This window comes from Pseudomonas oryziphila (assembly GCF_003940825.1).
In the GTDB taxonomy this organism is placed as follows: Bacteria; Pseudomonadota; Gammaproteobacteria; order Pseudomonadales; family Pseudomonadaceae; genus Aquipseudomonas; species Aquipseudomonas sichuanensis.
In genome coordinates this window covers 733,107-758,245 of sequence record NZ_CP034338.1, presented here as the reverse complement: position 1 = coordinate 758,245, position 25,139 = coordinate 733,107, and the positions used below count along the sequence as shown (strand labels likewise).

20 protein-coding genes and 1 pseudogene are annotated in these 25,139 nt (G+C 65.7%); 7 read left to right on the top strand and 14 right to left on the bottom strand.

Features of this window, described 5'->3' with window-relative positions; translation table 11 throughout:
- Positions 1 to 115 precede the first annotated feature (115 nt).
- Positions 116 to 1,366, top strand: a complete 1,251-nt coding sequence (locus tag EJA05_RS03640) for an IS256 family transposase (RefSeq protein ID WP_125857349.1) — start codon at positions 116 to 118, stop codon at positions 1,364 to 1,366.
- 375 nt (positions 1,367 to 1,741) lie between these two features.
- On the opposite strand, the pseudogene EJA05_RS03635 reads toward EJA05_RS03640, so the two are convergent.
- Positions 1,742 to 3,349: pseudogene (locus EJA05_RS03635) on the bottom strand (MFS transporter); the annotation flags it as partial.
- A gap of 118 nt (positions 3,350 to 3,467) precedes the next feature.
- Between EJA05_RS03635 and EJA05_RS03630 the strand changes: the two are divergent.
- Positions 3,468 to 4,343, top strand: a complete 876-nt coding sequence (locus tag EJA05_RS03630) for a LysR family transcriptional regulator (RefSeq protein WP_125462521.1) — start codon at positions 3,468 to 3,470, stop codon at positions 4,341 to 4,343.
- On the opposite strand, the gene EJA05_RS03625 is transcribed toward EJA05_RS03630, so the two are convergent.
- The 4 genes from EJA05_RS03625 to EJA05_RS03610 form a co-directional block, all read right to left on the bottom strand.
- Positions 4,307 to 5,338 (bottom strand): PDDEXK nuclease domain-containing protein, encoded by a 1,032-nt coding sequence (locus EJA05_RS03625; RefSeq protein ID WP_223811886.1) that lies wholly within the window; start codon positions 5,336 to 5,338, stop codon positions 4,307 to 4,309. The two genes, EJA05_RS03630 and EJA05_RS03625, sit on opposite strands and share 37 nt — an antisense overlap.
- A gap of 131 nt (positions 5,339 to 5,469) precedes the next feature.
- Positions 5,470 to 6,861, bottom strand: a complete 1,392-nt coding sequence (gene gabP / locus EJA05_RS03620) for a GABA permease (RefSeq protein WP_125857347.1) — start codon at positions 6,859 to 6,861, stop codon at positions 5,470 to 5,472.
- A 481-nt stretch (positions 6,862 to 7,342) separates the two neighbouring features.
- Positions 7,343 to 8,692, bottom strand: a complete 1,350-nt coding sequence (gene gudD, locus EJA05_RS03615; protein WP_125861241.1) for a glucarate dehydratase — start codon at positions 8,690 to 8,692, stop codon at positions 7,343 to 7,345.
- 22 nt (positions 8,693 to 8,714) lie between these two features.
- On the bottom strand, positions 8,715 to 10,052 hold the full coding sequence (locus EJA05_RS03610; protein WP_125857345.1) for an MFS transporter: 1,338 nt from the start codon (positions 10,050 to 10,052) through the stop codon (positions 8,715 to 8,717).
- 326 nt (positions 10,053 to 10,378) lie between these two features.
- Between EJA05_RS03610 and EJA05_RS03605 the strand changes: the two genes are divergently transcribed.
- Complete coding sequence (locus EJA05_RS03605; RefSeq protein WP_125857343.1) at positions 10,379 to 11,095, top strand: FadR/GntR family transcriptional regulator; 717 nt, start codon at positions 10,379 to 10,381, stop codon at positions 11,093 to 11,095.
- A 94-nt stretch (positions 11,096 to 11,189) separates the two neighbouring features.
- Here the strand turns inward: EJA05_RS03605 and EJA05_RS03600 are convergent, their stop codons facing one another.
- The 5 genes from EJA05_RS03600 to EJA05_RS03580 are packed head-to-tail and all read right to left on the bottom strand — an operon-like array spanning position 11,190 to position 17,142.
- Positions 11,190 to 11,951, bottom strand: coding sequence for an ABC transporter ATP-binding protein (locus tag EJA05_RS03600; protein WP_125857341.1), 762 nt, complete (start codon positions 11,949 to 11,951; stop codon positions 11,190 to 11,192).
- Positions 11,948 to 13,009: a FecCD family ABC transporter permease gene (locus EJA05_RS03595; protein WP_125857340.1), complete on the bottom strand. Its 1,062-nt coding sequence runs from the start codon at positions 13,007 to 13,009 to the stop codon at positions 11,948 to 11,950. The genes EJA05_RS03600 and EJA05_RS03595 overlap by 4 nt, the downstream gene beginning before the upstream one ends.
- Positions 13,006 to 14,118 carry an ABC transporter substrate-binding protein gene (locus EJA05_RS03590; RefSeq protein ID WP_125857338.1) on the bottom strand — a complete coding sequence of 371 codons (1,113 nt, stop codon included), beginning with the start codon at positions 14,116 to 14,118 and terminating at the stop codon, positions 13,006 to 13,008. Before EJA05_RS03590 ends, EJA05_RS03595 begins: the two co-directional genes overlap by 4 nt.
- Positions 14,119 to 14,134: 16 nt before the next feature.
- Positions 14,135 to 14,815, bottom strand: a complete 681-nt coding sequence (locus tag EJA05_RS03585; RefSeq protein ID WP_125462512.1) for a Fe2+-dependent dioxygenase — start codon at positions 14,813 to 14,815, stop codon at positions 14,135 to 14,137.
- Positions 14,815 to 17,142 (bottom strand): TonB-dependent receptor, encoded by a 2,328-nt coding sequence (locus EJA05_RS03580; protein WP_125857337.1) that lies wholly within the window; start codon positions 17,140 to 17,142, stop codon positions 14,815 to 14,817. The genes EJA05_RS03585 and EJA05_RS03580 overlap by 1 nt, the downstream gene beginning before the upstream one ends.
- 181 nt (positions 17,143 to 17,323) lie before the next feature.
- Between EJA05_RS03580 and EJA05_RS03575 the strand changes: the two genes are divergently transcribed.
- Entirely contained in the window at positions 17,324 to 18,046 is a 723-nt protein-coding gene (locus tag EJA05_RS03575; RefSeq protein WP_125857336.1) for a response regulator, read from the top strand.
- Positions 18,043 to 19,416 (top strand): ATP-binding protein, encoded by a 1,374-nt coding sequence (locus EJA05_RS03570; RefSeq protein ID WP_125857335.1) that lies wholly within the window; start codon positions 18,043 to 18,045, stop codon positions 19,414 to 19,416. The genes EJA05_RS03575 and EJA05_RS03570 overlap by 4 nt, the downstream gene beginning before the upstream one ends.
- A 410-nt stretch (positions 19,417 to 19,826) precedes the next feature.
- Here the strand turns inward: EJA05_RS03570 and EJA05_RS03560 are convergent, their stop codons facing one another.
- From EJA05_RS03560 to EJA05_RS03545, 4 genes are all read right to left on the bottom strand, one after another.
- The gene (locus EJA05_RS03560; protein ID WP_125857334.1) at positions 19,827 to 20,837 is read right to left on the bottom strand and encodes a zinc-dependent alcohol dehydrogenase family protein; all 1,011 of its coding nucleotides are present in this window, start codon (positions 20,835 to 20,837) and stop codon (positions 19,827 to 19,829) included.
- Positions 20,838 to 20,989: 152 nt separating this feature from the next.
- Positions 20,990 to 21,580: an HAD family hydrolase gene (locus EJA05_RS03555; RefSeq protein ID WP_125857333.1), complete on the bottom strand. Its 591-nt coding sequence runs from the start codon at positions 21,578 to 21,580 to the stop codon at positions 20,990 to 20,992.
- Positions 21,577 to 22,446, bottom strand: coding sequence for an acyl-CoA thioesterase II (gene tesB, locus EJA05_RS03550; protein ID WP_125857332.1), 870 nt, complete (start codon positions 22,444 to 22,446; stop codon positions 21,577 to 21,579). Before tesB ends, EJA05_RS03555 begins: the two co-directional genes overlap by 4 nt.
- An 88-nt stretch (positions 22,447 to 22,534) precedes the next feature.
- Positions 22,535 to 23,104: a GNAT family N-acetyltransferase gene (locus EJA05_RS03545; protein WP_125857331.1), complete on the bottom strand. Its 570-nt coding sequence runs from the start codon at positions 23,102 to 23,104 to the stop codon at positions 22,535 to 22,537.
- Positions 23,105 to 23,287: 183 nt separating this feature from the next.
- On the opposite strand from EJA05_RS03545, the gene pmrG reads away from it, so the two are divergent.
- Together pmrG and EJA05_RS03535 are read left to right on the top strand one after the other, a co-directional pair.
- Entirely contained in the window at positions 23,288 to 23,974 is a 687-nt protein-coding gene (gene pmrG, locus EJA05_RS03540) for a lipopolysaccharide core heptose(II)-phosphate phosphatase PmrG (RefSeq protein WP_125857330.1), read from the top strand.
- Positions 23,975 to 24,121: 147 nt separating this feature from the next.
- Positions 24,122 to 25,036, top strand: a complete 915-nt coding sequence (locus EJA05_RS03535) for a histone deacetylase family protein (protein WP_125857329.1) — start codon at positions 24,122 to 24,124, stop codon at positions 25,034 to 25,036.
- Positions 25,037 to 25,139: the final 103 nt, after the last annotated feature.

The window sequence follows — 25,139 nt, the reverse complement described above, 5'->3', positions numbered from 1 at the left end:
ATAAACTGCGAGACTGCGTCAACCTGCTCGGCACGCTTAGTGCTTCAGCTCAGTGGCTGTGCTGAGGGTGTCAGAAATTTTGTGTTCGGGCATACCATGAGTAAGAGGTGCATGTATGCCAACCAAAAAGAAACCGCTTCGAGAGTTACCGAAGGTCCCGAAAGAGCTGCTTGAACAGTTTTCCGCGACCCCACTGATGACCGCAGAGGCTATCGAAGAGGCCTCTGCCGCCTTCAAGAAAGCACTGATCGAGCGAGCCCTGAACGCCGAACTTGGTCATCACCTGGGCTATCCACCGGGCGCGCAGCGCCCAGAGGATGAGACCAACCAGCGCAATGGCACGAGTGGCAAGACTGTACTGACAGGCGATGGCCCGCTACGGCTGGATATCCCTCGGGACCGTAACGGCAGTTTTTCGCCCATCCTGATCCCCAAGCATGAGCGCCGTTACACCGGATTCGATGACAAAATCATCGCCATGTACGCCCGTGGAATGACGGTCAGAGAGATCCGGGCCTTCCTGTCCGAGCAGTATGGAACCGACGTTTCACCCGATTTCATCAGCTCGGTGACAGACGAGGTCATGGAAGAGATTGGCGCGTGGCAACAGCGGCCACTGGAGCCGATGTACCCGGTCATTTTCTTTGATGCACTGCGAGTGAAGATTCGCGAAGAAGGCTTGGTGCGCAACAAGGCCATTTACTTGGCATTGGGCGTTCTCCCCGATGGGACGCGCGATATCTTGGGCATCTGGATCGAGAACACTGAGGGTGCAAAGTTCTGGATGAAGGTGTTTAACGATCTCAAGACACGTGGCGTCGAGGATGTTCTGATTGCCGTGACCGATGGCCTCAAAGGCATGCCGGAGGCCCTCAGTGCCGTGTTTCCAGAAACGACGTTGCAGACGTGCATTGTGCACCTGATCCGCAACAGCCTGGACTTCGCAGCCTGGGACAAGCGGCGAGCTCTGGCAAAGGAGCTGAAACCGATTTACCAAGCCATCAATGCCGAAGCGGCTGAGCAAGCACTCGATGAGTTTGAGAACGGGCCATGGGGCGAGAAATATCCGACGGTGGTGGCTGCTTGGAGGCGCGCCTGGGATCGAGTGATTCCATTTTTCGTCTTCCCTCCGGCCATTAGGAAGGTGATTTACACCACCAACGCCATTGAGAGCATCAACGCCCAGCTACGTAAGGTGATCAAGACTCGCGGGCATTTCCCGAATGATGATGCAGCGACCAAACTGATTTGGCTGGGATTGCGCAACATAACAGCCAATTGGGGAAAACCGGCCCATGACTGGAAAAGCGCGATGAATCAATTTGCGATTCTGTACGGAGATCGGTTCATCAGGCCTGCCTGGTGAAAATCAGGGCCTGCCTAGCGGCAGGCCATTACCGGCCCGAACACAAAAAAACTGACAGTCCCGCTGTGCTTGGAACAGGGGTCGCCCGACAACTGGCGACCGATCTGTCCATCGGTAGGCCAAGTATACTTTTCGCAGTATTCCAATCGGTATTCCAGCTCAAAATATAAACCGGAATTTTCACGATTAATCAAAATGTTACTAACCTAGTTCAAATTACCCCGGCGCCGACTCAATAAGTCAAAATTCACTTACCGAGAGTTCCTCACGGATCTCAAGTGGAAAACGGGCATCTCTCGGGACCAAGTTGGGACTAAGTCGGGCCTAAGTCGTCATCAAAGATGACAACGACTCCGAACGGTCCGCCCCCTCAGTTCACTCTGCAGCCAATCTCACAGCCACACTCGGTAGCGGCCTACCAAGCAACACCCCCACAATCACTGCAAACCCCAACCCCGCCCACCCAGCAACCAGCAACACCGCCTCAAACCCACCCACAAACGCCCCCCGCGCCAGCGGCGCCGCCACCTCACGCACCCCCGGCTCAAGCATCGCCAACGCCGCCTGCAAATCCCCCGCCGCCACCCGCGTCGCCATCTCCCCAACCTTCCCCAACGCCTCCGGCGCCACCCCAGCCATGGCCTCACGCAACAACTGCCCACTACGCGCCGCCAGCACCCCACCAAGAATCCCAATCGCCAGCACAATCGCCCCAAACCGTGTAGTAGTACTCAACCCCGATGCCATCCCAGTCCGCTCACGTGGCACGCAAGCCATGATGTTTTTCTGCGTATCACCATTAAGCAACCCTGCCCCCGCCCCCAGCACCAAGCTGGCCAGGGCAAAAGCCCCATACCCCCCCTCCCCAACCGCCCAGGCACAAGCCAGGTTCCCCACCCCCACCAACACCAACCCCAACGCAAACACCTGCGCCGCACTCAACCTCGCCGCCAGGCGCATCCCCAACCGCGGCGTAAGCAGCATCGCGACGGCAAACGGCAACATCCCCGCCCCCGCTTCAAGCGCCGACAGTTGCAACCCGTTCTGCAGGTACAGCGGCAACAAGGTCATCATCACCTGGGCACAAGCGGCGTAAGCGAACATGCCCAACAAGGCGCCGATGAACCGCCCGCTGCGCATCAATTGCAGATCGATCATAGGCCGAGCCTGGCTGCGCTCTACCATCACGAACAGGCCAAACAAAAAGGCTGCAATCACCAACCGCCCCAAGGTAGGCGCGCTGTCCCAGCCGACCCGGTTGGCGTCGATCAACGCCCAGATCAGGTAGCCCAGGCTGCCAGCGAAGGTCAGGCTGCCCAGCGGATCAAGCCGGGCGGCCGCGCTGTCGCGGGACTCTTCAACACTGCGCAGTACCATCAATGCCAGCACCGCCACCAGCGGCAAGTTGATGTAGAAGATCCAGCGCCAGCCCAAGGTGCTGGCGATCAGCCCGCCAAGCAGCGGTGCGAAGGTGATGGTCCCGCCCATGCAGGCGCCCCAGAAGGCCCAAGCGCGCAAGCGCTCCTGTGGCTCATGGAAGCGGTGGCCGATGGCGGCCAAGGCGGCGGTGAGCAACAGCGCGGCGCCCACGCCTTTGCCGGCGCGGGCTAGGTCAAGCCACAGCAGGTTCGGCGCAGCACCGCAGGCCAGGGAAGCCAGGCCGAACAGTGCCAGCCCAAGCAGCAGCATGCGCCGTCGGCCAAAGCGGTCGGCCAGGCTGCCGGCGGGCAACAGGCAGGCGGCGAAGGCCAGCAGGTAGGCGCTGACCACCCATTCGATGTCGGCGAATGAGCCGGACAGGTCGCGGGCGATGCTGGGCAGGCTGACGGCGACGATGTTGGTGTCGAGGATGATCAGGGCGCACACGGCCGAGGCGGTGAACAGGGTGAAACGCGCAGAGGCGGGGGTGGACATGGCAAGGCTCCAGGGGGCGCCATCGCGGGCCACGAGATGCCCGGCGATGGCTTTGAGGCTCGGCCGGTCATCGGGCTTTGCCGCCGCGACGCCAGCCTTGTAGTGTTGCCCTCACCATAACGCCGCCGGGCGCCGGGCTTGTTAGCCGCCACGTCCTGCGTCATTAGCCCCCGGCTAACGAGGCCCCATGGAAATCCGCCACTTCCGCTACTTTCTCAGCGTCGCTCGCCACGGCCACTTCACCCGTGCCGCCGAGCAACTGGGCATCGCCCCGCCCACCCTCAGCCGGCAGATCCAGGACATGGAGAAAGCGCTGGGTGTGCTGCTGTTCCAGCGCAGCCAGCGCGAGGTGCGCCTGACCGCCGCGGGCGAAGCATTGCGGGTGGAAGCCGAGCAGGCGGTGCGCCAGTTCGACGCCGCGCAACTCAGCGCGCAGCGCGCCGCACGTGGCGACAGTGGGCGCATCGAGCTGGGCTATGTGGCTTCGGCGGCCTACTCCGGCACCTTGCAGCAGCAAGTGACCCGCTTCAGTGACGCCCACCCCGGGGTGCATCTGAATATCCGCGAGGCGCCCATGGATGCGCTGCCCACGCAGGTGCTCGACGGCCAGCTGGACCTGGCCTACGTACGCTCGCCGATGGAACTGCCGGACGGGCTGGAGGCGATTCCCCTGCATGAAGAAGGCTTCGTCCTGGCGCTGCCCGCCGGCTCGCGCCTGAACGAGCTCAAGCAGCTCCCGGCCAAGCGCCTGGCCAATGAAACCTTCATCCTCCCCGAGCAGATCTCCGGCACCCTGGAGGTCGCCGCACAGGGTGGTTTCGTCCCACGCCTGGGCCCACAGCCGGGCAGCCTGGTGGCGGTGATCACCCTGGTATCGCTAGGCCAGGGCGTTGCGCTGGTGCCGGAATCAGTCGTGCGGCGGATCAACTTGCCGCAGGTGAACTACCGGCCTGTGGAGGATTGCCGGGCGAGCTCGTGGTTGAGCCTGTTGCACCGGCGCTTCGAGAAGTCACCGGCGGTCGCCCGCTATATCGAGGCGGTGCGCTCGGCATCCAGCGCGTAGAACTCCTGCAGCTTGGCCTGCAGCAGGGCCTTGTCCGGCAGGCGGGTCTGGTACTCGGCGATCAACGCAGGGGACAGGCTGCGGTTCAGTGCGTACTCGACCACCTCATCGTCCTTGCTGGCGCACAGCAGCACGCCGATGGCGGGGTTCTCGTGGGCTTTGCGTTCGTTGCGGTCGAGGGATTCGAGATAGAAATCCAGCTTGCCCAGGTACTCGGGTTCAAAGCGCCCCACCTTCAGTTCAATGGCCACCAGGCAGTTGAGGCCACGGTGGAAGAACAACAGGTCGAGGGCGAAGTCACGGCCGCCCACTTGCAACGGGTAGTGCGAGCCGACGAAGCAGAAGTCGCGGCCCAGTTCCACCAGGAAGTCCTTGAGGCGGCCGAGCAACCCCTGGTGCAGGTCGGCCTCGGCGTGCCCGCCCGGCAGGCCGAGGAACTCGATCATGTAGGCATCGCGGAACACCTCCAGAGCCGCCGGATGGGCCTGGGTGAGCGCGGCCGATGCCTTGGCCGGTTGCGTCACGCTGCGCTCGAACAGCGCGGCCTTGAGTTGGCGTTCCAGTTCACGCTTGGACCATTTCTCCTGGATGGCCATGCGCAGGTAGAACAGCCGCTCTTCAGCCCCCTTGCACTGCCCCACAACGATCATGTTGTGGCTCCACGGCAATTGTCTCACCAGTGGGGAGACTATTTCGTCACCCCGGTAAGCCTCGTAAAACTGCCGCATGCGGAACAGATTGACGCGGGTGAACCCCCGCAAGCCTGGCTGAGTCAACGCCAGATGTTCTGCCAACTGGCTGACCACCCCATCGCCCCACTCGGCCCGTTCCAGTTTGTGGCTGATGAAAGCCCCCACCTGCCAATAGAGCTCGATCAGTTGAGTGTTCACGGCCTGCACCGCGCGCTGGCGGGCCGACTTGATCAGTGTCAGCACCTCATCGAAACGCTCATCCCTGGCAGCGGGCGCAGGCGCGCCCATGACTTCAATATTCATGCAACGACTCCATGGCAAAGAGTGAAAACCCGCCAGAGTCTACCCCCGCCCCTCACCCGCGCCCGCAGGTGAAACTGTTGCAAAACGCAAAGAGGGCGCCCAGTGGCGCCCTCTCGTTCACGACAAAGCCATCAGCCCATCGACCGCGCCCCGACCACCCGCGCATGCCCCCGCGTGGTCACGATCCCCAGGAACGAAATCACGATTGCCAGCCCCAGCGTTGCGCTCACCTCGGCCCGGTGCTCCTCGGTGAACATCATCACTCCCAGCGCACAGCTGATGAAGATGATCACCGCCCAGGTCAGCCATGGGAACAGCCACATCTTGAACTTGAGGTTGGCGTTTTCACGCTCCAGGCGGCCACGCATGCGCAGCTGCGAAATGGCGATCACCAGGTACACCAGCAAGGCGATGGCGCCGGAGCTGGCCAGCAGGAACTCGAACACGCCCTTGGGTGCGAAGTAGTTGAGGATGGCGATGGCCGCACCGATCAGGGTGCTGCCGAACACCGCCGCACGCGGCACGCCCACCTTGGAGGTTTCCTTGAGAAACGCCGGGGCATCGCCGCGCTTGGCCAGCGAGTACATCATCCGCGAGGCGATGTAGATCGACGAGTTCATGCAGCTGGTCACCGCGATCAGCACCACGAAATCGACCATCAACGCAGCGTTGGGGATGTTCATGATTTCCAGCGCACGCTGGTACGAACCCACCACCGCCAGCTGCGGGTCGTTCCACGGCACCACCGAGATGATCACGAAGATCGACAGGATATAGAAGGTGCTGATGCGCCAGATCACCGAGCGGGTGGCCTTGGCGATGTTGCGCGCAGGGTCGCTGGATTCGGACGCGGCAATGGTCACCGCCTCGGTGCCGATGAAGCTGAACATCACGGTGATGAAGGCGCCGATCACCGCCGACCAGCCCTTGGGCGTGAAGCCGCCATGCTCGGCCATCAACGTGCTCAAGCCGCTGACTTCGCGGTTGGGCAGCCAGCCCATCAGCGCGGCGAAGCCCAGGCCGATGAAGCCGAGGATCGCCGTGACCTTGAGGATCGCGAACCAGAACTCGAACTCGCCGTACTTGGCCACGCTGAACAGGTTGGTGCAGGCCAGCAGCAGCACCGAGGCCAGGGCGAAGATCCAGCTGTCCACCTGGGGGAACCAGGCGTTGAGCACATGCCCCGCGGCCAGGGCCTCGATGGGGATCACCAGCACCCAGAACCACCAGTACAGCCAGCCGATGGTGTAGCCGGCCCAGCGGCCGATGGCCTGGTCGGCGTAGGTGGAGAACGACCCAGTGTCGGGGTGTGCCACGGCCATTTCGCCGAGCATGCGCATCACCAGCACCACCAGGGTGCCGGCGACGAAATAAGAAAGTATGGTGGCGGGCCCGGCCGCCGCGATGGCGTGCCCGGAACCTACGAAAAGCCCGGCGCCGATGATGCCGGCGATGGACAGCATCGTTACATGACGCGGCTTGAAACCTTGTGCAAGGTTGCCATCAGATCCCACGGTGCTCATTGATCTTGTTCTCTTTTTGCTGACACAAGGAAGGGACGGGCAGGTACAGGCGAAAAAGCATCTCCTTGAAAAACAATAAGAATGACACGTCGCTCAGGCGCTGTTGTTGAACTTCTTCACGCTTTTGCAGAGCCACGCACCGAACGATCCGGGGAGTTATTTAAGCCGCGCGGGGCCCGGGGAAATTGTTCGAGAACGTCCCGCAGGTTCGCGATCACGACACCCCGTGCCCGATCCCGTCAGATGTCGTGATTGGCTTGTCTGGAAACGACATGGGCCAGGCGCCCACAAAAAAGCCCCGGTCTCCCGGGGCTGTGCTGCACAGGCGTCTGCCTACGCCTGATCGACACGCGGTGTGTCGGATGGCAGCAGGGAACTGTTGTGTGGTCATGTCTGGCCTCATCGCCGGCAAGCCGGCTCCCACAGGTTCAGCGCAAACCCTGTGGGAGCCGGCTTGCCGGCGATGAGGCCCGCACAGAAATCAACGCACCAGGCAAGGCCGCTTGTTGTCGAACGCCCACCCCGGCACCAGGTACTGCATCGCCACGCTGTCATCACGCGCCCCCAGCCCCATGTTGCGGTAGCACTCATGGGCCTTGGCCAGCTGATCTTCATCCAGCTGCACACCCAACCCCGGACGCTCCGGCACCCGCACATGGCCGTCGACGATGCGCAGTGGCTCGCGGGTCAGGCGCTGGCCGTCCTGCCAGATCCAGTGGGTGTCGATGGCGGTGATCTCGCCCGGCGCGGCGGCGGCCACCTGGGTGAACATGGCCAGCGAAATATCGAAGTGGTTGTTGGAATGCGAGCCCCAGGTCAGGCCCCAGTCGTGGCACATCTGCGCCACCCGCACCGAGCCCTGCAGGGTCCAGAAGTGCGGGTCGGCCAGGGGGATGTCCACCGCCTGCGACTGGATCGCATGGCCCATCTGCCGCCAGTCGGTGGCGATCATGTTGGTGGCGGTGGGCAGGCCGGTGGCACGGCGGAACTCGGCCATCACCTCTCGGCCGGAGTAGCCGTTCTCGGCGCCACAGGGGTCTTCGGCATAGGCCAGCACAGCGTGCTTGTCGCGGCACAAAGCGATGGCCTCTTTCAGCGACCAGGCACCGTTGGGGTCGAGGGTGATACGCGCCTCGGGGAAGCGTTCGGCCAGTGCGGTGACGGCTTCCATCTCCTCCTCGCCGCGCAGCACCCCGCCCTTGAGCTTGAAGTCGTTGAAGCCATAGCGGGCCTTGGCGGCTTCGGCCAGGCGCACCACCGCCTCCGGGGTCATGGCCTGTTCATGGCGCAGGCGCAGCCAGTCGTCATCGGCGTCGGCCTCGTTGCGATAGGCCAGGTCGGTCCGGTTGCGGTCACCGACGTAGAACAGATAGCCGAGCATCTTCACCGCTTCGCGTTGCTGCCCTTCGCCGAGCAGCGCGGCCATGGGCACGCCCAGGTGCTGGCCGAGCAGGTCGAGCAGCGCCGACTCGATGGCAGTCACCGCATGCACGGTGATGCGCAAGTCGAAGGTCTGCAGGCCACGCCCGCCGGCATCGCGCCCGGCGAAGGTCTGGCGCATGGCGTTGAGCACGCGCTGGTAGTGGCCGATGGGCTGGCCGACCACCAGCGCGCGGGCGTCTTCCAGGGTCTGGCGAATGGCTTCGCCGCCAGGCACTTCGCCCAGGCCGGTGTTGCCGGCACTGTCGCGCAGGATCACCACGTTGCGGGTGAAGTACGGGCCATGGGCGCCGCTGAGGTTGAGCAGCATGCTGTCGTGGCCGGCCACCGGGACCACGCGCAGGTCGGTGACTACCGGGGTGTCGTGTTGAACCTGTAGGGTGCTGTGCATGTTCATGAGGTCTCTCTCGCAATCAGTTGGCCGAGGCGGCCTTGAGGTCTTGGGCAGGCGCGCCCTTGGCGCGGGTACGGACGAAGAACACCGCAATGGCGGCCACTACCGAGGTCACCGCCAAGGCGTACAACCCGCCCTGGATCGACCCCGTCTGCTGCTCCAGCAAGCCGAAGGTGGTGGGGGCGACGAAGCCGCCGAGGTTGCCCACCGAGTTGATCAGGGCGATCACCGCCGCGGCGATCCGTGCATCCAGGTAGCCCTGGGGGATTGGCCAGAACAGCGACGAGGCCGCCTTGAAACCGATGGCCGCAAAGCACACGGCGACGAAGGCGAACACCGGCCCGCCGGTGGTGGACATGAACATGCCGGTAGCCGCCACCAGCAGCGCCGCCGCCACCCAGGCCTGCTGGAAGCGCCAGCGCCGGGCGCAGGCAGCGAAGCTGTACATGGCGATGATCGAGATCAGCCAGGGGATGGAGTTGAAGAAGCCCACCTGCAGGTCGCTGAGGTCGCCCATGCGCTTGATGATGCTCGGCAGCCAGAAGGTCGCGGCATAGATGGTCAGCTGGATGCAGAAGTAGATCAGGCAGAACAGCAGGATCTGGCGGTCCTTGAGCAGGCTCCAGGACGACGCCTTGACCACCCCGCCCGCCTCGCGCTCACGCTGTTCCTGGTCGATGGCCGCCACCAGCGCGTCCTGCTCTTCGCGGCTCAGCCACTTGGCGTCATGGGGTTTGGAGTCGAGCCAGAAGAACACGAAGAAGCACAGCGCCACCGAGGCCATGCCTTCGATGAACAGCATCCATTGCCAGCCGTGCAGGCCCATGCCCTGGATCTGCATCAGCGCCCCGGCCAACGGCCCCGAAATCAACGAGGCCACGGCCGAGCCACTGAGGAAGATGGCGATGGCCTTGCCGCGTTCTGCGGCCGGCAGCCAGCGGGTGAAGTAGTAGATCACCCCGGGGAAGAACCCGGCCTCGGCGACCCCCAGCAGAAAGCGCAGCACGTAGAACTGGGTTTCGTTCTGCACGAAGGCCATGGCCGTGGCCACCAGGCCCCAGGTGAACATGATGCGGGTCAGCCACAGGCGCGCGCCGACCTTCTGCAGCAGCATGTTCGAGGGCACTTCGAACAGCGCGTAACCGATGAAGAACAGCCCGGCGCCAAAGCCATAGGCCGCCGCGCTGATACCCAGGTCACTCTCCAGGTGCGGGCGGACGAAGCCGATATTTACACGGTCCAGATAGTTGACGATGAACATGATGACGAACAGCGGCAGGACGTGGCGCTTGACCTTGGCCACCGCACTGCTCAGCACGGCATCGCGCCCGGCGGACGGATCGAGGGTGTGGTTCACAGGTGTATCTCCCACTAATTGTTTTTGTGCGGGTCGATGGAGGTCCAGGCGTTGGGCAAACACCCTGTTGTCTGACATCCAGGTGAGCGAATCATAGGCGCCGCAAAGTTGTACGACAAGATCGAAAACAGGCAGCAAAAAGCAAAATACAAGTAGATAAAACGCCTAAAAGCAGCGAAAAGATAAAAACAAGTCACCCACACGCAAATAACGGCGGCTGGTTAATGGGGTAAATTATTTTCATTTTTTTAACTTGTCGTACAAGCAAGCCTGCTAGGCTCGGCGGATCGGCCAGCCACTTGTGCCGGCGCATCAGCGAGCTCCGCATGGACACCCAAGACACCCCGCGCAAACGCGGCCACAGCCGCGCCCACGACCTGGTCTCCAGCCTGACCCAGCAGATCCTGCTGGGCACCTTCAGGCCCGGCGACCGCTTGCCCTCGGAAAACACTCTGGTGCGTGAACACGGCATCAGCCGCACCGTGGTCCGTGAAGCCCTGTCCAAGTTGCAGGCCTCGGGCCTGGTGGAGCCGCGCCACGGCATCGGCACCTTCGTCATCGAACGCCAGGCCCAGGCCGGCCTGCGGGTAGGCGCCGAAAGCGCCGCCAGCGTGCGTGACCTGCTGGAGCTGCGCATCGGCCTGGAAGGCCAGGCTGCCGCGCTGGCCGCCTTGCGCCGCACCGATCGGCACCTGGCGCAGATGCGCCAGGCCCTGGACGACTATCAAGACCTGGCCGCCGCCGGCGACAGTTGCATCGAGGCCGACCGGCGCTTCCACCTGCTGATCGCCGAGGCCACCGGCAACCTGTACTTCGGCGAGATGATGGCGCACCTGGGCAGCGCGCTGATCCCGCGCAACCGCCTGGCCCAGGCCGACCGCGCCGGGGCCAGGCTGGCGCGGCAGGCGTACCTGGCCAACCTGGAGCACGAGGCGATCCTCAATGCCATCCGCCGCCAGGACCCGGACGCCGCGCGGGCGGCGGTGTGTTTGCACCTGTCCAACAGCCGGGATCGGTTGGTGCCGGATCAGGCACCGGTGTAGTCCGTTCGGGCCCTATCGCGGGGCAAGCCCGCTCCCACGCCAGCACACACAATGGCGTGGGAGCGGGCTTGCCCCGCGATAGGGCCCGCACAGCTCACCCCAACGCCCGATCCACCAACACCTGCAAACGCCCCCGCGAACAGCGCTCCACCCGCGCCTCGACGCCATACACCTCAGCCAGCAACCCCGGCACCAGCACCTGCTCCGGTGCACCGCAGGCCACCACCCGCCCCGCACTGAGCACCACCAGCCAGTCGGCATGGCTGGCCGCCAGGTTGATATCGTGCAGCACCGCCACCGCCAACAAGCGATGGGCGACAACCCGCTCACGCACCGCATCCATCACCCGCAACTGGTAATGCAGGTCCAGCGCGCTGGTGGGCTCATCCAGCAGCAATACTCGCGGGTTGCGCGCCAGCAGCTGGGCCAGGGCCACCAGTTGCCGCTGCCCCCCGGACAGGCTGGCCAACGGCTGCTCGGCCAGGTGCTCGATACCCAACCGGCGCAGCGCCTCGAACGCCGTACCCAGCGGGTTGTCGGCCCCGCTCACGCGCAAACCGACGATGATGCTTTCCAGCACCCCGAGGGCGATCCCCGGGGGCAGTTGCTGAGGCATGTAAGCCAGCCGCCGTGAGCGCTCGGCAACGCCCAGCCGGGTCACCTGATCACCGTCCAGCGTCAGCGAACCCTGCATAGGTTCAAGCCCCGCCAACGCCCGCAGCAAGGTCGACTTGCCCGCGCCGTTCGGCCCCACCAGCGCCACCAGGCTGCCGGCCGGTAACTCAGGCAAGGTCACCTGGTGCAGTACCTGCCGTGCGCCATACGCCACCGACAATTGATCGATCAACAGGCTCACAGGTTTCTCCCCCGGCGGAACACCAGCACCACGAACACCGGCACCCCCACCAGCGCGGTGACGATGCCCACCGGCACGATCACCCCGGGCAGGATCAGCTTGCTGGCAATCGACGACAGCGACAGCAGCAGTGCACCCACCAGCGCGCTCGCCGGCAGCAGGAAGCGCTGATCCTCGCCCACCAGCAAACGGGCGATATGCGGCCCCACCAGGCCGACGAAACCGATGGTGCCGACGAAGGCCACGGCAGTGGCCGACAGCAGGCTGATGCGCACCAGCGAGGCAAAACGCAGGCGCCGAGTGTCGACACCAAAACTACGCGCCCGCTCCTCGCCCATGCGCAGCAGGGTCATGGCCGGCGCTGCGCGCAGCGAGAAGGGCAACAACACGGCCAGCACCAAGGCGAGGATGCCGAGCTTCTGCCAGTCGGCCCTGGCCACGCTGCCCAGGGTCCAGAACACCAGCTGCTGCAGCACGTCCTCGGTCGCCAGCAATTGCAGCAGCGACACCAGCGCATTGCAGCTGAACACCAGGGCAATGCCGAACAGCACCAGGCTCTCGACGCCGGCGCCGCGCAGCCGCGCCATGGCCTGCAGCAACACCACCGACAGGCAGGCGAAGACGAACGCCATCAGCGTCACCTGCACGCCCGGCGCCAGCCAGGCCACGCCCAGCGGATAAGCGATGGCCAGCGACGCGCCGAGTGCCGCCGCCGACGACACGCCCAGGGTGAACGGGCTGGCCAGCGGGTTGTCGAGGATCGCCTGCATCTCGGCCCCGGCCAGGGCCAACGCAGCCCCCACCAACACCGCCATCAGCGAATAGGGCAGGCGCACGTTCCAGATGATCACCCGCTCGGTGCCGCTCAGGGTCGCGGGGTCGAGCAGTCCGTGCAGCAGTTGCCCCAGGCCCATGCCCGAGGCACCACTGGCCAGGTCCAGCAACACCGACAGCAGCAACAGCGCCGCCAACCCCAGCACCAGCCCGCTGCGCCGCCACAGCAGGCGCCGGTAGCGCCCGGCCGCCAGGGCTGCGCCATCCTGCGCCAACGCGGTCACCGGGCGTCGACCCAGTACTGGCCGTCCAGGCCGATGTTCAACAGGCGATTGATCTCGGCCAGGGTGGCCTGCGGGTCGAGGTCCTTGAAGCGCTCAGGGTGAATCCAGCGCGCCATGGCTTCGATGGCGAGGATGTTGAACGGTGAGTTGTAGAAGTCATGCCACAAGCCATGAGCCTGCCCGGCCTGGATCGGCCGCAGCGGCGCGAACTCGGGCCGGGCGGTAATCCGCGCCAGGCTCTGGCGCGCGGTGTCGGTGGCCACGCCGGCCCCCAGCAGCACACCCGGTGCGCGGTTGCCGGTGGCGATGTACACGTCGGGGTCGGCCTGCAGCACGTACTCGACACTCACGTCGCCCACTGCACCGGGGACCACATCGGCGCCGATGTTATGCCCGCCGACGGCCGCCACCAGGCTGCCCAGCCCGCTCTTGCCGGTGGTGTGCCCCGGCGCCTGCCAGACCCCGGCCAGCAGTTCGAGGAACACCTTCGGCCGCTGGCTGTCGGGCAGCCCGGCCACCGCGTCGATGACCTGCTTCAGGTGCCGGTCATACAGGCTCAGGTATTGCTCGGCCTGCTGCTCACGGTCGAGCAGTGTGCCGAGCGCACGCAGGCTGACCCGGGTGTTCTCGATCGGGTGCACGCGAAAGTCGATGAACACTACCGGGACCCCGGCCTTGGCCAGCAGGTCGGCCACCGGGCTGTGCTGGGTCGGGCCCTCACCGGCGATGCTGAACACCGCCAGGTCCGGCTTCAAGGCCAGGATCTGCTCGGCGCTGACGCTCTGCTCCGAGGCCTGGCCGATCAACGGCAGTTTGCCGATCTGCGGATAGCGCCTGGCGTACGCCTCATAGGTGTGCGGGTCGAGCAGGCGCATGTCGTTCTGCCAGCCGACCACCCGCCCGAAGGGGTTGTCGCGGTCGAGCAAGGCCAGGGCGAAGAACAGCCGGCCCTCGCCAAGCACGATACGCTGCGGCGTTTGCGCGACCGTGACCGTGCGCCCCAGCACATCGGTGACCTGCACCGCGCTGGCCGGTTGCGCCAGGCCAAGCCAGGCACCGAGCATCAAGGGCAGCGCCAGCAGGCGCCGCCAGGAAGATGTTTGAAACATGGGTGACCTCCCAAGGTCAGGTGTCGCCCCAGCGACGGAGCAGGTTGTGGTACACGCCGGTCAGTTCCAGCAACGAACCGGCGTCGGCCTGTTGTGCCGTCAGGCGCTGGATCGCCACGTCCATGTCCAGCAGCAGGCTGCGCTGGCTGTCCTCGCGCACCAGGCTTTCGATCCAGAAAAACGCCGCCAGGCGCTCGCCCCGGGTCACAGGCGCTACCCGGTGCACACTGCTGCCCGGATACAGCACCAGGTGCCCGGCCGGCAGCTTGACCTGGCGCTCGCCGAAGGTGTCGCGGATCACCAGTTCACCGCCGTCGTAGCTGTCCGGTTCAGCCAGGAACAAGGTCGCCGACAGGTCGGTACGCACCCGCTCGCGCACGCCCTTGATGCCGCGGATGGCGTTGTCGATGTGAAAGCCGAACCCCTCGCCCGCCGCGTAGCGATTGAACAGCGGCGGGTAGATGCGCTTGGGCAGGGCGGCGGACATGAACAGCGGGTTGTCCGACAGCCGCTGCAGGATCAGCCCGCCCAACTGGCGGGCGACCGGGTCGTCCTCGTCCAGCTGGCGGTTGTGCTTGGCCTGGGCCGACTGCACGCCGGCCGTGGCCTTGCCATCGACCCAGGGCTGCGCCAGCAATTGCTGGCGCAGTTCGCGCAGTTCGTCGGCGCTGAACAGGTTTTCGATCTGCACCAGCATCAGAAGCTGTAATCCACGCTGGCGGTCAGGGTGCGCCCGGCCCCCGGCACGCCGTACAGCTGGAAGCCGTCGAGCGAGGCGCCGACGCGGCTGTAGTAGAAGGTGTTGAACAGGTTCGACACGTTCAGGTTGAGCGTGGTCTGGCGGTCGACCTTGTAGCGCGCCGCCAGGCTGTGCAACCAGTAGGACGGCGCCTTCTCATGGTCGCGGGTGTAGACCGTGTAGACCCCGCTCGGCCCATTGGCGTAGCTGCTGTTGTTGTTCAGCCCACCGACGTACTTGTTGTCGCTGTAGCGGCGCCGCCCCACGTAGTCGGCCCCGTAGCTCACGCTGAGCTGGTCGGTGAGGTCGTAGGTGGTCCACAGGTTGGCGGTCAGGTCGGGGACGTTCTTGGCTTCCTCGCCCTTGTTGGCGCCCTTGGTCTGGCGGCTCTTCATCGCGGCGAAACCGGCATAGGCCGACCAGCGCTGGCTGAGCTGCCCCTGCAGGCCCAGCTCGAGGCCATCGACCCGCTTGGCCGGCAGCGCACGCACCGGCGAGGTCTCGCCTTCGCTGTATTCCCAGCTGTCTTCGAGCTCGGTGCGGAACAGCGCGGCAGTCAGGTTCAGGCGCTCGTCGAGCAGTTCCCACTTGGTGCCCAGCTCGTAGGTTTTCGACACCGCCGGTTTGTAGGCCTCGGTGCTGGCCGCGCCGTAGATCTGGTTGTTGGTGCTGGCCCCCACCGCCGACGGCTGCGCGGCCTGGCTGTAGGACAGGTAGATGCTGCCATTGGGCAGCGGCTTGTAGACCACCCCCGCACGCCCGCCAAAGGCATCGTCGCGGCTACTGCTGCTGCCGGTGGAGCGCTCGCTGTCGACCTGCCAGTGGTCGTACCGCAGGGCCAGCAGCAGTTGCCATTGCGGGTCCAGGGTGAGGGTGTCGGAGGCGTACAGGGCCGCGTCCTTCACGACGCTGCGCGGGTCGCCGTAGCCCTTGTCGGTGCGGGTCGAGGCAAAGCTGTGGGCCGGGTCGGACAGGTTGAAGAACATCGAGCCGTCCGGCACCTTCATGCTCTTGTGCAGGCCGCCGTAGGTTTCGCGGTACAGCTCGACACCCGTCACGGCCTCGTGGTGAATGCCACCGGTGTCGAGGTTGAAGCGCAGGTCGGTCTGGTTGTCGACGATCTCGTAGCGCTTGGACAGGCCGAAGTCGCTGCCGCGCAGGTAGCCGTAGCCACTGGCACTGTTGGCGTAGTCGGTATAGGCGCTGATGCCGTTGATCGAGCTGCGCGGCCCCAGCCCGACATAGCCCAGGCTGGCGCAGCGGGTGCCGGTGCAGGTGCGGCTGCCATCGGCGTTGGCGGCGACGAAACGGGCCGGCGACAGCACCGCCCAGTTGTCGGTCTGCTGCCAGCGCAGTTGGTTGCGCAGGGTCAGGTCGTCGCTGAAGTCGTGCTCGAACAGGCCGGTCAGCGAGCGGGTTTCGCTGCGTTGGGTATACAGGCTCGAATCGCCGTACCAGGCGTCGCGGTCGACGCCCGGCATGCGCTTGCCATCGGTGCCGCGCTGGATCGGTACGCCGCCATCGGGGGTGTTGCGGTCTTTCTGGTAGAACGCGTCGAGCCACAGCCGGGTGTCGGTGCCCAGGCCGAAACCGAACGAGGTGGCCAGGCCCCAGCGGTCGTAGTCCACCTCGTCGCGCTCGGCCACCGCGTTGTAGTGCTTCATCAGGTTGACGCGCACGGCGCTGGTGTCATTGAGCTGGCGGTTGACGTCGGCGGTCAGGCGCTTGTAGTTGTCTGTGCCGATGCCCGCCGAGAGCTTGCCGGCATCGCCCAGGTGCGCGCGCTTGCTGACCAGGTTGACGCTGCCGCCCACGGCCGACACGCCCGACTCCACGGAGCCGGTGCCCTTGTAGACTTCGGCCTGCTCCAGGTTGAAGGTGTCGTTGCGGCTGGCCATGCCGGCGTCGCGCACGCCATCGACGGTCATGCTCTGTTCGGCGGCGAAACCGCGAATGGAGAACAGGTCGCCCCAACCCAGGTTGCCCTCACCCGACATGAAGGTGATGCCCGGCACATTGCGCAACACTTCCTGCAGGCTCTGCGCGTTCTGCTCCTCCAGCACCGCCCGCGGCACCACGCTGATGCTCTGCGGCGCATCCAGCAAGGGCGTGGTGATCTTGCTCGAGGTCACCGTGTCGACCTTGTAGCGGTCCTGCTTGCCGTCCACCCGGGTGGCGGGCAGGTCGAGCGTATCGGCCAGGGCTGGCAAGGCGCAGGCGCCCAGCATCAGGCCGAAGGCCGGCGCCAGGGTCGCCGGGAGGCGCGGGGAGGATGCGTGGGGCATGTGAAGTCCTTAAAGAAAATCAGTCGCATTTGAGTGGCGCAATTCTAAAGACGGCCCCACGCCATCTTGTGTGCGCAAATGTACGGCCCGGCAGGCCTTCGGTCGCCCAAAACATTCCGTTACATTCGCTGAAGCAAGCGCGGTGTAAGGTGCCCTGCGCTTCCAACCTACAGGCCCGCCCATGTCCAAGCCCGACCACATCCTGATCGTCGATGACGACCCCGAGATCCGCCAGCTGCTGTCCCTCTACCTGGAAGAAGCCGGCCTGCGCACGTCGGTGGCGGCCCATGGCCGCGACATGCGCCGCTGCCTGGCCGAGCGCCTGGTCGACCTGGTGGTGCTGGACCTGATGCTGCCCGGCGAAGACGGCCTGACTCTGTGCCGCGAGCTGCGGGTGCAGAGCAATATCCCGGTGATCATGCTGACCGCCCGCGGCACCCTGGTGGACCGCATCGTCGGCCTGGAGATGGGCGCCGACGACTACCTGGCCAAGCCGTTCGACCCGCGCGAGCTGCTGGCGCGGATCAAGGTGGTGCTGCGCCGTACCCAGAGCTTCCCCGAGCGCGCCCGTGTGGACGAAGCCAGCCAGCTGCGCTTCGCCGGCTGGCGCCTGGACACCGCCACCCGCCAGCTGCGCTCGCCTGCTGGCCTGGTGGTCAGCCTGGGCAGCTCCGACTACCGCTTGCTGCGGCTGTTCCTGCAGCACCCCAACCGCGCCCTGAGCCGGGATTTTTTGCTCAACCATGTGTTCGACCGCGAACGCGAACCCTTCGACCGCAGCATCGATGTGTGCGTCAGCCGCCTGCGCCAGCACCTGGGTGACCACCCGCGCAACCCGGCGCTGATCCGCACCGTGCGCAACGAGGGCTACATGCTAACGGCCAATGACGTGGCCAGCGAATGAAGCGCGGCTGGCCACGTTCGCTGCATGGCCGCCTGGTGCTGATCCTGGTCGGTGGCATGCTCGCCTCGCAGCTGCTCACCAGCAGCATCTGGTACGAAGTGCGCCAGACCCAGGTGCTGGAGATCCCCCTGCGCCTGCTCGCCGGGCGCCTGGCCGACCTGTTGCAGGTGGCCCGCGAGCGGCCGGCGCAGTTGCCGGCGTTGCTCGAAGGCATGGCATCGTCGCGCTGGCAGCAATTGCCCGCAGCGCCGACCGGGTTCGCACCGGCGCCGCCCGAGCAGGACGCCCTGCTGCGCCGGCTGCTCAGCGAACGCACCGGCGCGCCGGCGCCCCTGCGCCTGCTGCACCTGCAACTGCTCGCCCCCGACAACCAGCCCGGTGGCGCCGGCCTGCTGATGCGCGGGGCGCCGGCCAGTGTGCGCAGCGTTGTCGAGCTGACCCTGCCCGACGGCCAGGTGCTGTACCTGCAAAGCACCGAAGACCAAGGTTGGCGCAGCGCCTCGATCGGCTCGCTGGTGTTCGATTTCCTGTTCCGCATCTACTTGCTGCGCACCGTGGTAGTGGTGCTGCTGGCCTTGATCGCGGTGCGTATCGCCCTGCGCCCGCTCAGGCAGATGGCCGCCGCCGCCGAAGCCCTGGGCCAGGACATCCACCGCCCGCCGCTGAACCTCGACGGCCCCCAGGAAGTGCGCCAGGCGGCCCAGGCGTTCAACGCCATGCAGCAACGGCTGATCGACAGCATCGCCGAGCGCACCCGTTTCTTTGCCGCCGTGTCCCACGACCTGCGTACGCCAATCACCCGCCTGCGCCTGCGCACCGAACTGCTGGGGCAGGAGAACTTGCGCCAGCGCTTTCGCGCTGACCTGCAGCAGATGGAGGACATGGTGGCCGCCAGCCTGGACTTCCTGCGCAGCGGCGAGCTGGAAAATGCCCGCGAGCCTGTGGATATCGACGCGCTGCTGCGCGCCCTGCAGGCCGACTTCGAAGACCTCGGTGGCGAACTGTGCCTGCACGGCCAGGCCCGCCCGCTCAACGCCTATGCCAGCGGCCTGCGCCGCTGCCTGCAGAACCTGCTGGACAACGCCCACCGGCATGCGCCGGGGCCTGTGGATATCGAGGTGCACGATAGCCCGGAACGCTTGCGTATCCAGGTGGGTGACCGTGGGCCGGGTATCGACAGCGAGCACCTGGGCCAGGTGCTGGAGCCGTTTTATCAGGTTGACCCGTCGCGCAGTGGTGGCGGGCATGGCCTGGGGCTGAGCATTGCTGCCGGTATCGCCAATGCCCATGGGGGTTCGCTGACGCTGGGGGCGCGGCTGGGGGGTGGGTTGCTGGTTACTGTGGATTTGCCTCGGGTGTGTGGGGCATGAAGGGTTGGGGGCGGTGATGGGGTGCTGGTGTTTGTCGACAGGACTGCAGCGCCTGTGAGATCGAGCGCCGCCCGCGCGGCGCATCGCTGGCAAGCCAGCTCCCACATCTGTTTCGGGCCAGTTACTCCTGTTGTTTCATCGCTGTACGCCTTGTTGGCACGACGCGGTATTGAGGTGGGCACCACTGGCGCCTCGCCTGACTTGAGACATGCACCAAGGCGGGCAGCGGTACCCTCACAGGCATAATTGGCCCGAAACAAATGTGGGAGCTGGCTTGCCAGCGATGCGCCGCGCGGGCGGCGCTCGATCTCAAGGGCGCTGCAAATCCATCGCCTTGCACCTGTTCGCCCAAATGCGATCACATGACGAACACCTACATGGCCCCCGCCTCAAAAGCCCTGACCTGCAGCTCACCAACTCAAGCAAATCTTCCCAAAATGCTTGTTGCTCTCCTGATACCTGAACGCCTCGACGATCTGCTCCAGCTCAAAGTGCTTATCCACAACCGGCCGCAAGCCATTGGCATCGATAGCGCGAACCATCGCCTGCTGCTGCTCGCGGCAGCCCACCAGCACCCCTTGCAGGCGAATCTGCCGCACCAGCGCCTGAACCAGCGGCAACTGCCCGGCCACGCCAGTGAGAATGCCGATCAACGACACATGGCCACCAATACGCGCGGCAATCATCGATTGCTCGAGCGTGGCCGGGCCGCCCACCTCGATCACATGATCGACACCACGGTTGTCGGTGAGCTTGCGCACCTGCTCGCCCCACGCCGGGGTGGTCTTGTAATTGATCAGGTGGTCAGCACCCAGCGCCTTGAGCCGCTCGAGCTTGGCATCGCTGGACGAGGTGGCGATCACCGTGGCGCCGGCCAGCTTGGCGAACTGCAGGGCGAAGATCGAAACGCCGCCGGTGCCCTGCACCAGCACGGTATCGCCGGGCTTGAGGTGGTCGTCGCTCATCAGCGCGCGCCAGGCGGTGAGGCCGGCGGTGGTCAGGGTGGCCGCCTCGGCGTGGCTGTAGCCTTTGGGGGCGTGGGTGAAGGACGTGGCGCGGGCGGTCACCTGCTCGCGGGCATAGCCGTCGATGCCGTCACCGGGCACGCTGGCGAAGCCTTCGACCTGGGCCTGGCCGGCGAGCCAGTCGGGGAAGAAGGTGCTGACCACCGCATCGCCGACCTTGAACTCAGTGACCCCGGCACCGACCGCGGTCACCTCGCCGGCGCCATCGGCCATGGGGATGCGCCGCTCGCTCGGGCCCCACATGCCGCTGACCACGGCGAAGTCGTGGTAGTTGAGGGAACTGGCGTGCAGGCGCACGGTGATTTCGCCGGCGCTGGGCGCGGCGGCCTCGCAGGTGCCGACCTGGACCTTGTCGTAGCCGCCGCCGGGGAGGACGTAGATCGCCTTGCTGCTCATTCGAGGGGTCTCCATCGAGGGGAAAGGTGCAGAGCAGCTTAGACAGATCTTCAGGCCAATGTGGCCCTATCGCCGGCAAGCCGGCTCCCACAATGACCGCGCTCCGCTGCACCTGTGGGAGCCGGCTTGCCGGCGATGAGGGCGGTGCGGTGTCAGCCCAGCAACGCCCTCAGCGCCCGGCAATCCGCCGCATGCCAGTCGGCCAGCTCCGGCCAGGGGTTGTCCGGCAGGTTGACCAGCACGGTCCTGGTCCCGGCGGCTCGCCCGCAATCCAGGTCAAAGCGATAGTCGCCGACCATCACCATCTCGCCCGGTGCCACCGCCCATGCCCGGGCAATCTGCAACAACCCGTCCGGGTCGGGCTTGGGCGTCGCCTCGTCACGGCCAAGCACATGCTCGATCGGGAAGCAGTCGGCCAGGCCGATGGCTTCCAGGGTGACATGGGCCAGCTCGCGGGCGTTGCGGGTCAGGATCGCCAGGCGGCAACCGCGCCCAGCCAGTTCGCGCACCAGCTCCACCGCGCCTTCAGAGGCTTGCGAGGCAATCGCCAGGTCGCGCTCATGCTCCAGCAACCAGGCATGCTTGGCCTGCGCCTCCGTAGCCGGCAGTGCGGCCAGGTGGGTGAGGATGTCGTGCTCGGCCGGGATGTCGAGCGCCTCGCGAATGGCCGCAAAGTCATGCACCGCGACGGTCAGGGTGCCGTCCATGTCGAACACCCAGTGGCGGATATCGCCGAGGCTCATGCCCAGTCCTTGCGGTGACGGATCAGGCCTTCCTGGGTCGACGAGGCCACCAATTGCCCGGCGCGGTTGAAGATGCTGCCACGGCAGAAGCCACGGGCATTGCCGGCCCAGGGGCTGTCGGTGGCGTACAGCAGCCACTCGTCGGCGCGCAGGTTGCGGTGGAACCACAGCGAGTGGTCGAGGCTGGCGATCTGCATGTCCTTCTGCCACACCGACTTGCCATGGGGCAGCAACGCGGTGGTCAGCAGGCCGAAGTCCGAGGCGTAGGCCAGCAGGTACTTGTGCAGCGCGGGGGTGTCCGCCAGGTTGCCGTCGGCGCGGAACCAGGCGTACTTGACCGGGTCGCCCGGCTTGGGGTTGAACGGGTCGCGCTCGGTGACCGGGCGGATTTCGATCGGCTTGGCGCACAGCACCTTGTCGCGAATGCGCTCAGGCAACTGGTCGGCCATGGCGCTGGCCAGTTCGACTTCGCTGGGCAGGTTCTCCGGGCCGACCACGTCGGGCATCTGCACCTGGTGTTCAAAGCCTTCTTCGTCGTACTGGAACGACGCGCTGCAGGTGAAGATCGGCTGGCCCTTCTGGATCGCCGTCACCCGCCGGGTGCTGAAGCTGCCGCCGTCACGCACGCGGTCCACCGAGTAGACCACCGGCATGCTGGCGTCACCGGGGCGCAGGAAATAGCCGTGCAGCGAATGCACGTGGCGGGCGTCCTCGACCGTCTGGCTGGCCGCCGACAGCGACTGGCCGAGCACCTGGCCGCCGTACAGCTGGCGGAAGCCCAGGTCCTGGCTGCGGCCACGGAACAGGTTCTCCTCGATGGACTCTAGGCTCAACAGGTCGACAAGGTCGTCCAGTACGTGACTCATGGAAGGTTCTCCTGGCAAGGCATTACGGCGCGGTTATACCGGCAAATGATACAGGGTTTGTCGGCGGCCCCGTCGAGGGGCATCCCCGTCAGCCACGCAGGGTGTCCTGCCATCGGGCCCGGTCGATGCGGTACAGCACGTGGGGGCGCAGCGGGTGGCCAGCGGGCAGACGGGGGTGTTCGAAGCTGCCGTCCAGGTCCTGCTGCATGCCGATGGCCTGCATGACTTTCTGCGACGGCAGATTGCCCTCGGTAGTGAACGACACCACCTCCTCCAGGTGCAATTGGGCGAAAGCACAGCGCAGGCAGGTCCAGGCCGCCTCGCTGGCGAACCCCAGGCCCCAGTGGCGCCGAGCCAGGCGCCAGCCGATCTCCACCGCCGGGCCGAACGGGGCCTCGAAATTGACGTTGAGCAGCCCGGTCATGCCGATGAAGGCGCCGCTGTCCTTGCGCTCCAGCGCCCACAGGCCAAAGCCGAATTCATTGAAATGGCCACGCACCCGGCCGATCAGCGCGGCGGCCTCCAGGCGGGTCATCGGTGCCGGGAAATAGCGCATCACCTGGGGGTCGGCGCACAGCGCGGCGAACTCACGCAGGTCGTCGTCCTGCCATTGGCGCAACACCAGGCGGGCGCTTTCCAGTTCGAGGATGGGGGGCATCGGGGGGCTCCGGAATCGCGGTCTGGCAGTTTACAGCGTAGGCCGCCGAATGAAGTTTCATCCAGGCCGCCGCTGCCGGATGTTTTTTTCACATCCACTTCACCGGCCTCCGACAGGCCGCTTCGCACAATGCCTGGCATTACAGCGGCCACAGTCGACGCCGCACTGCCATCGGAGTGACACATGCTTTCCAGCACGACCTTGCACGACCCTGCCCTTGCGGCCCGCCTCAAGCGCCGACGTTCGCGCAAGCTGATCAGTGCCGCCATCGGCCTGTTGATGGCCGTGGCCGGCGTAGGTACCTGGCTGGCGACGAGGACGCACATCGTGGACCTTGGCAACGAGCAACAGCTGAGCGAAAGCGGCCTGTTGCAGCAATGGAAAGATGGCGCGGTGCTGGTGATGATCCGCCATGCCGAACGCTGCGACAGCGCCCCCGGGCCATGCCTGGACGACCCCACCGGTATCACCGTTGCCGGCAGCGAAGCGGCTGGCCGGGTGGGCCAGGGCCTGCGGCAACTGGGCCTGGCCGGGGCGGACGTGTACAGCAGCCCGAAGCTGCGCACCCGGCAGACTTCGCACTTCCTGCTGGGCCAGGACGCTGCCACCCAGGACTGGCTGGAAACCTGTGACAAGCAGTTCGCCGACGAAGCTCTGGCACGCAAGCGCAGCGGCCACAACCTGGTGCTGGTCACCCACAATGGCTGCATCGACCACTTCGCCCGCCAGCAACGCGTCGCGGGAGGGGAGCGCGAGAGCGGGTATGCCAGTGCGCTGTTCGTGTCGGTGAACGGCGAGGGCAAGGCCAGGATCCTCGGGCGCATGAACGAGCCGGACTGGCAGCGGGTGTTGGCGTCCTCCGGTAAGTGATGCATTGAATTTTCAGGCCCAATCGCCGGCAAGCCGGCTCCCACAGGGCTGCACTGATGCTTGTGGGAGCCGGCTTGCCGGCGATTGGGCCCACATTGCCAATACAAAACTGGCAAGATCGGCACAGGCCCACCTCACGAAACCGCCATGCCCCTGCCGCTGATCTACCACGACGACTACAGCCCTGAATTCCCGCCGGACCATCGCTTCCCGATGGACAAGTTCCGCCTGCTGCGCGACCACCTGGTCGACAGCGGGCTGACCACCGACGCGGCGCTGCTGCGCCCCGAGATCTGCCCCAACGACATCCTCGCCCTGGCCCACGACCGCGACTACATCGAGCGCTACATGAACGGTGAACTGTCCCGCGAGGACCAGCGCCGCCTGGGCCTGCCCTGGAGCGAGGCGCTGGCGCGGCGCACGGTGCGCGCGGTGGGTGGCTCGCTGCTCACGGCCGAACTGGCCCTGCAGCACGGCATCGCCTGCCACCTGGCCGGCGGCACCCACCATGCCCACTACGACCACCCGGCCGGGTTCTGCATCTTCAACGACCTGGCGGTGATCAGCCGCTACCTGCTGGAAGCCGGCCGCGTGCACCGGGTGCTGATCTTCGACTGCGACGTGCACCAGGGCGACGGCACCGCGCGCATCCTGCACGACACCCCCGAGGCGATCACCGTGTCGCTGCACTGCGAGCAGAACTTCCCCGCCCGCAAGGCCAAAAGCGACTGGGACATTCCCCTGCCCCGCGGCATGAACGACAGCGCGTACCTGAAGGTGGTCGAGGACGCGCTCAACTACCTGCTGCCGCTGTACCAGCCAGACCTGGTGCTGTACGACGCCGGTGTCGATGTGCACAAGGACGACGCCCTGGGTTACCTGCAACTGACCGACCAAGGCCTGGCCGCCCGCGACGAACATGTGTTGCGCCAGTGCCTGGGCCGCGATATCCCGGTGGTCGGGGTGATCGGCGGCGGCTACAGCAAGGATCGCGAAGCCCTGGCCCGGCGCCACGGCATCCTCCACCACAGCGCGGCGCGTGTCATGGGTTGTTCACAATGACTGTGGAACCGCTTGTGGATAACCTGCTGGAAAGCGCCTACAGCCCTTTGCCTGCGTGGCCTGCAAAGTCTTGATCGTTTTTTGATCAGCGCTACGCGGTAGG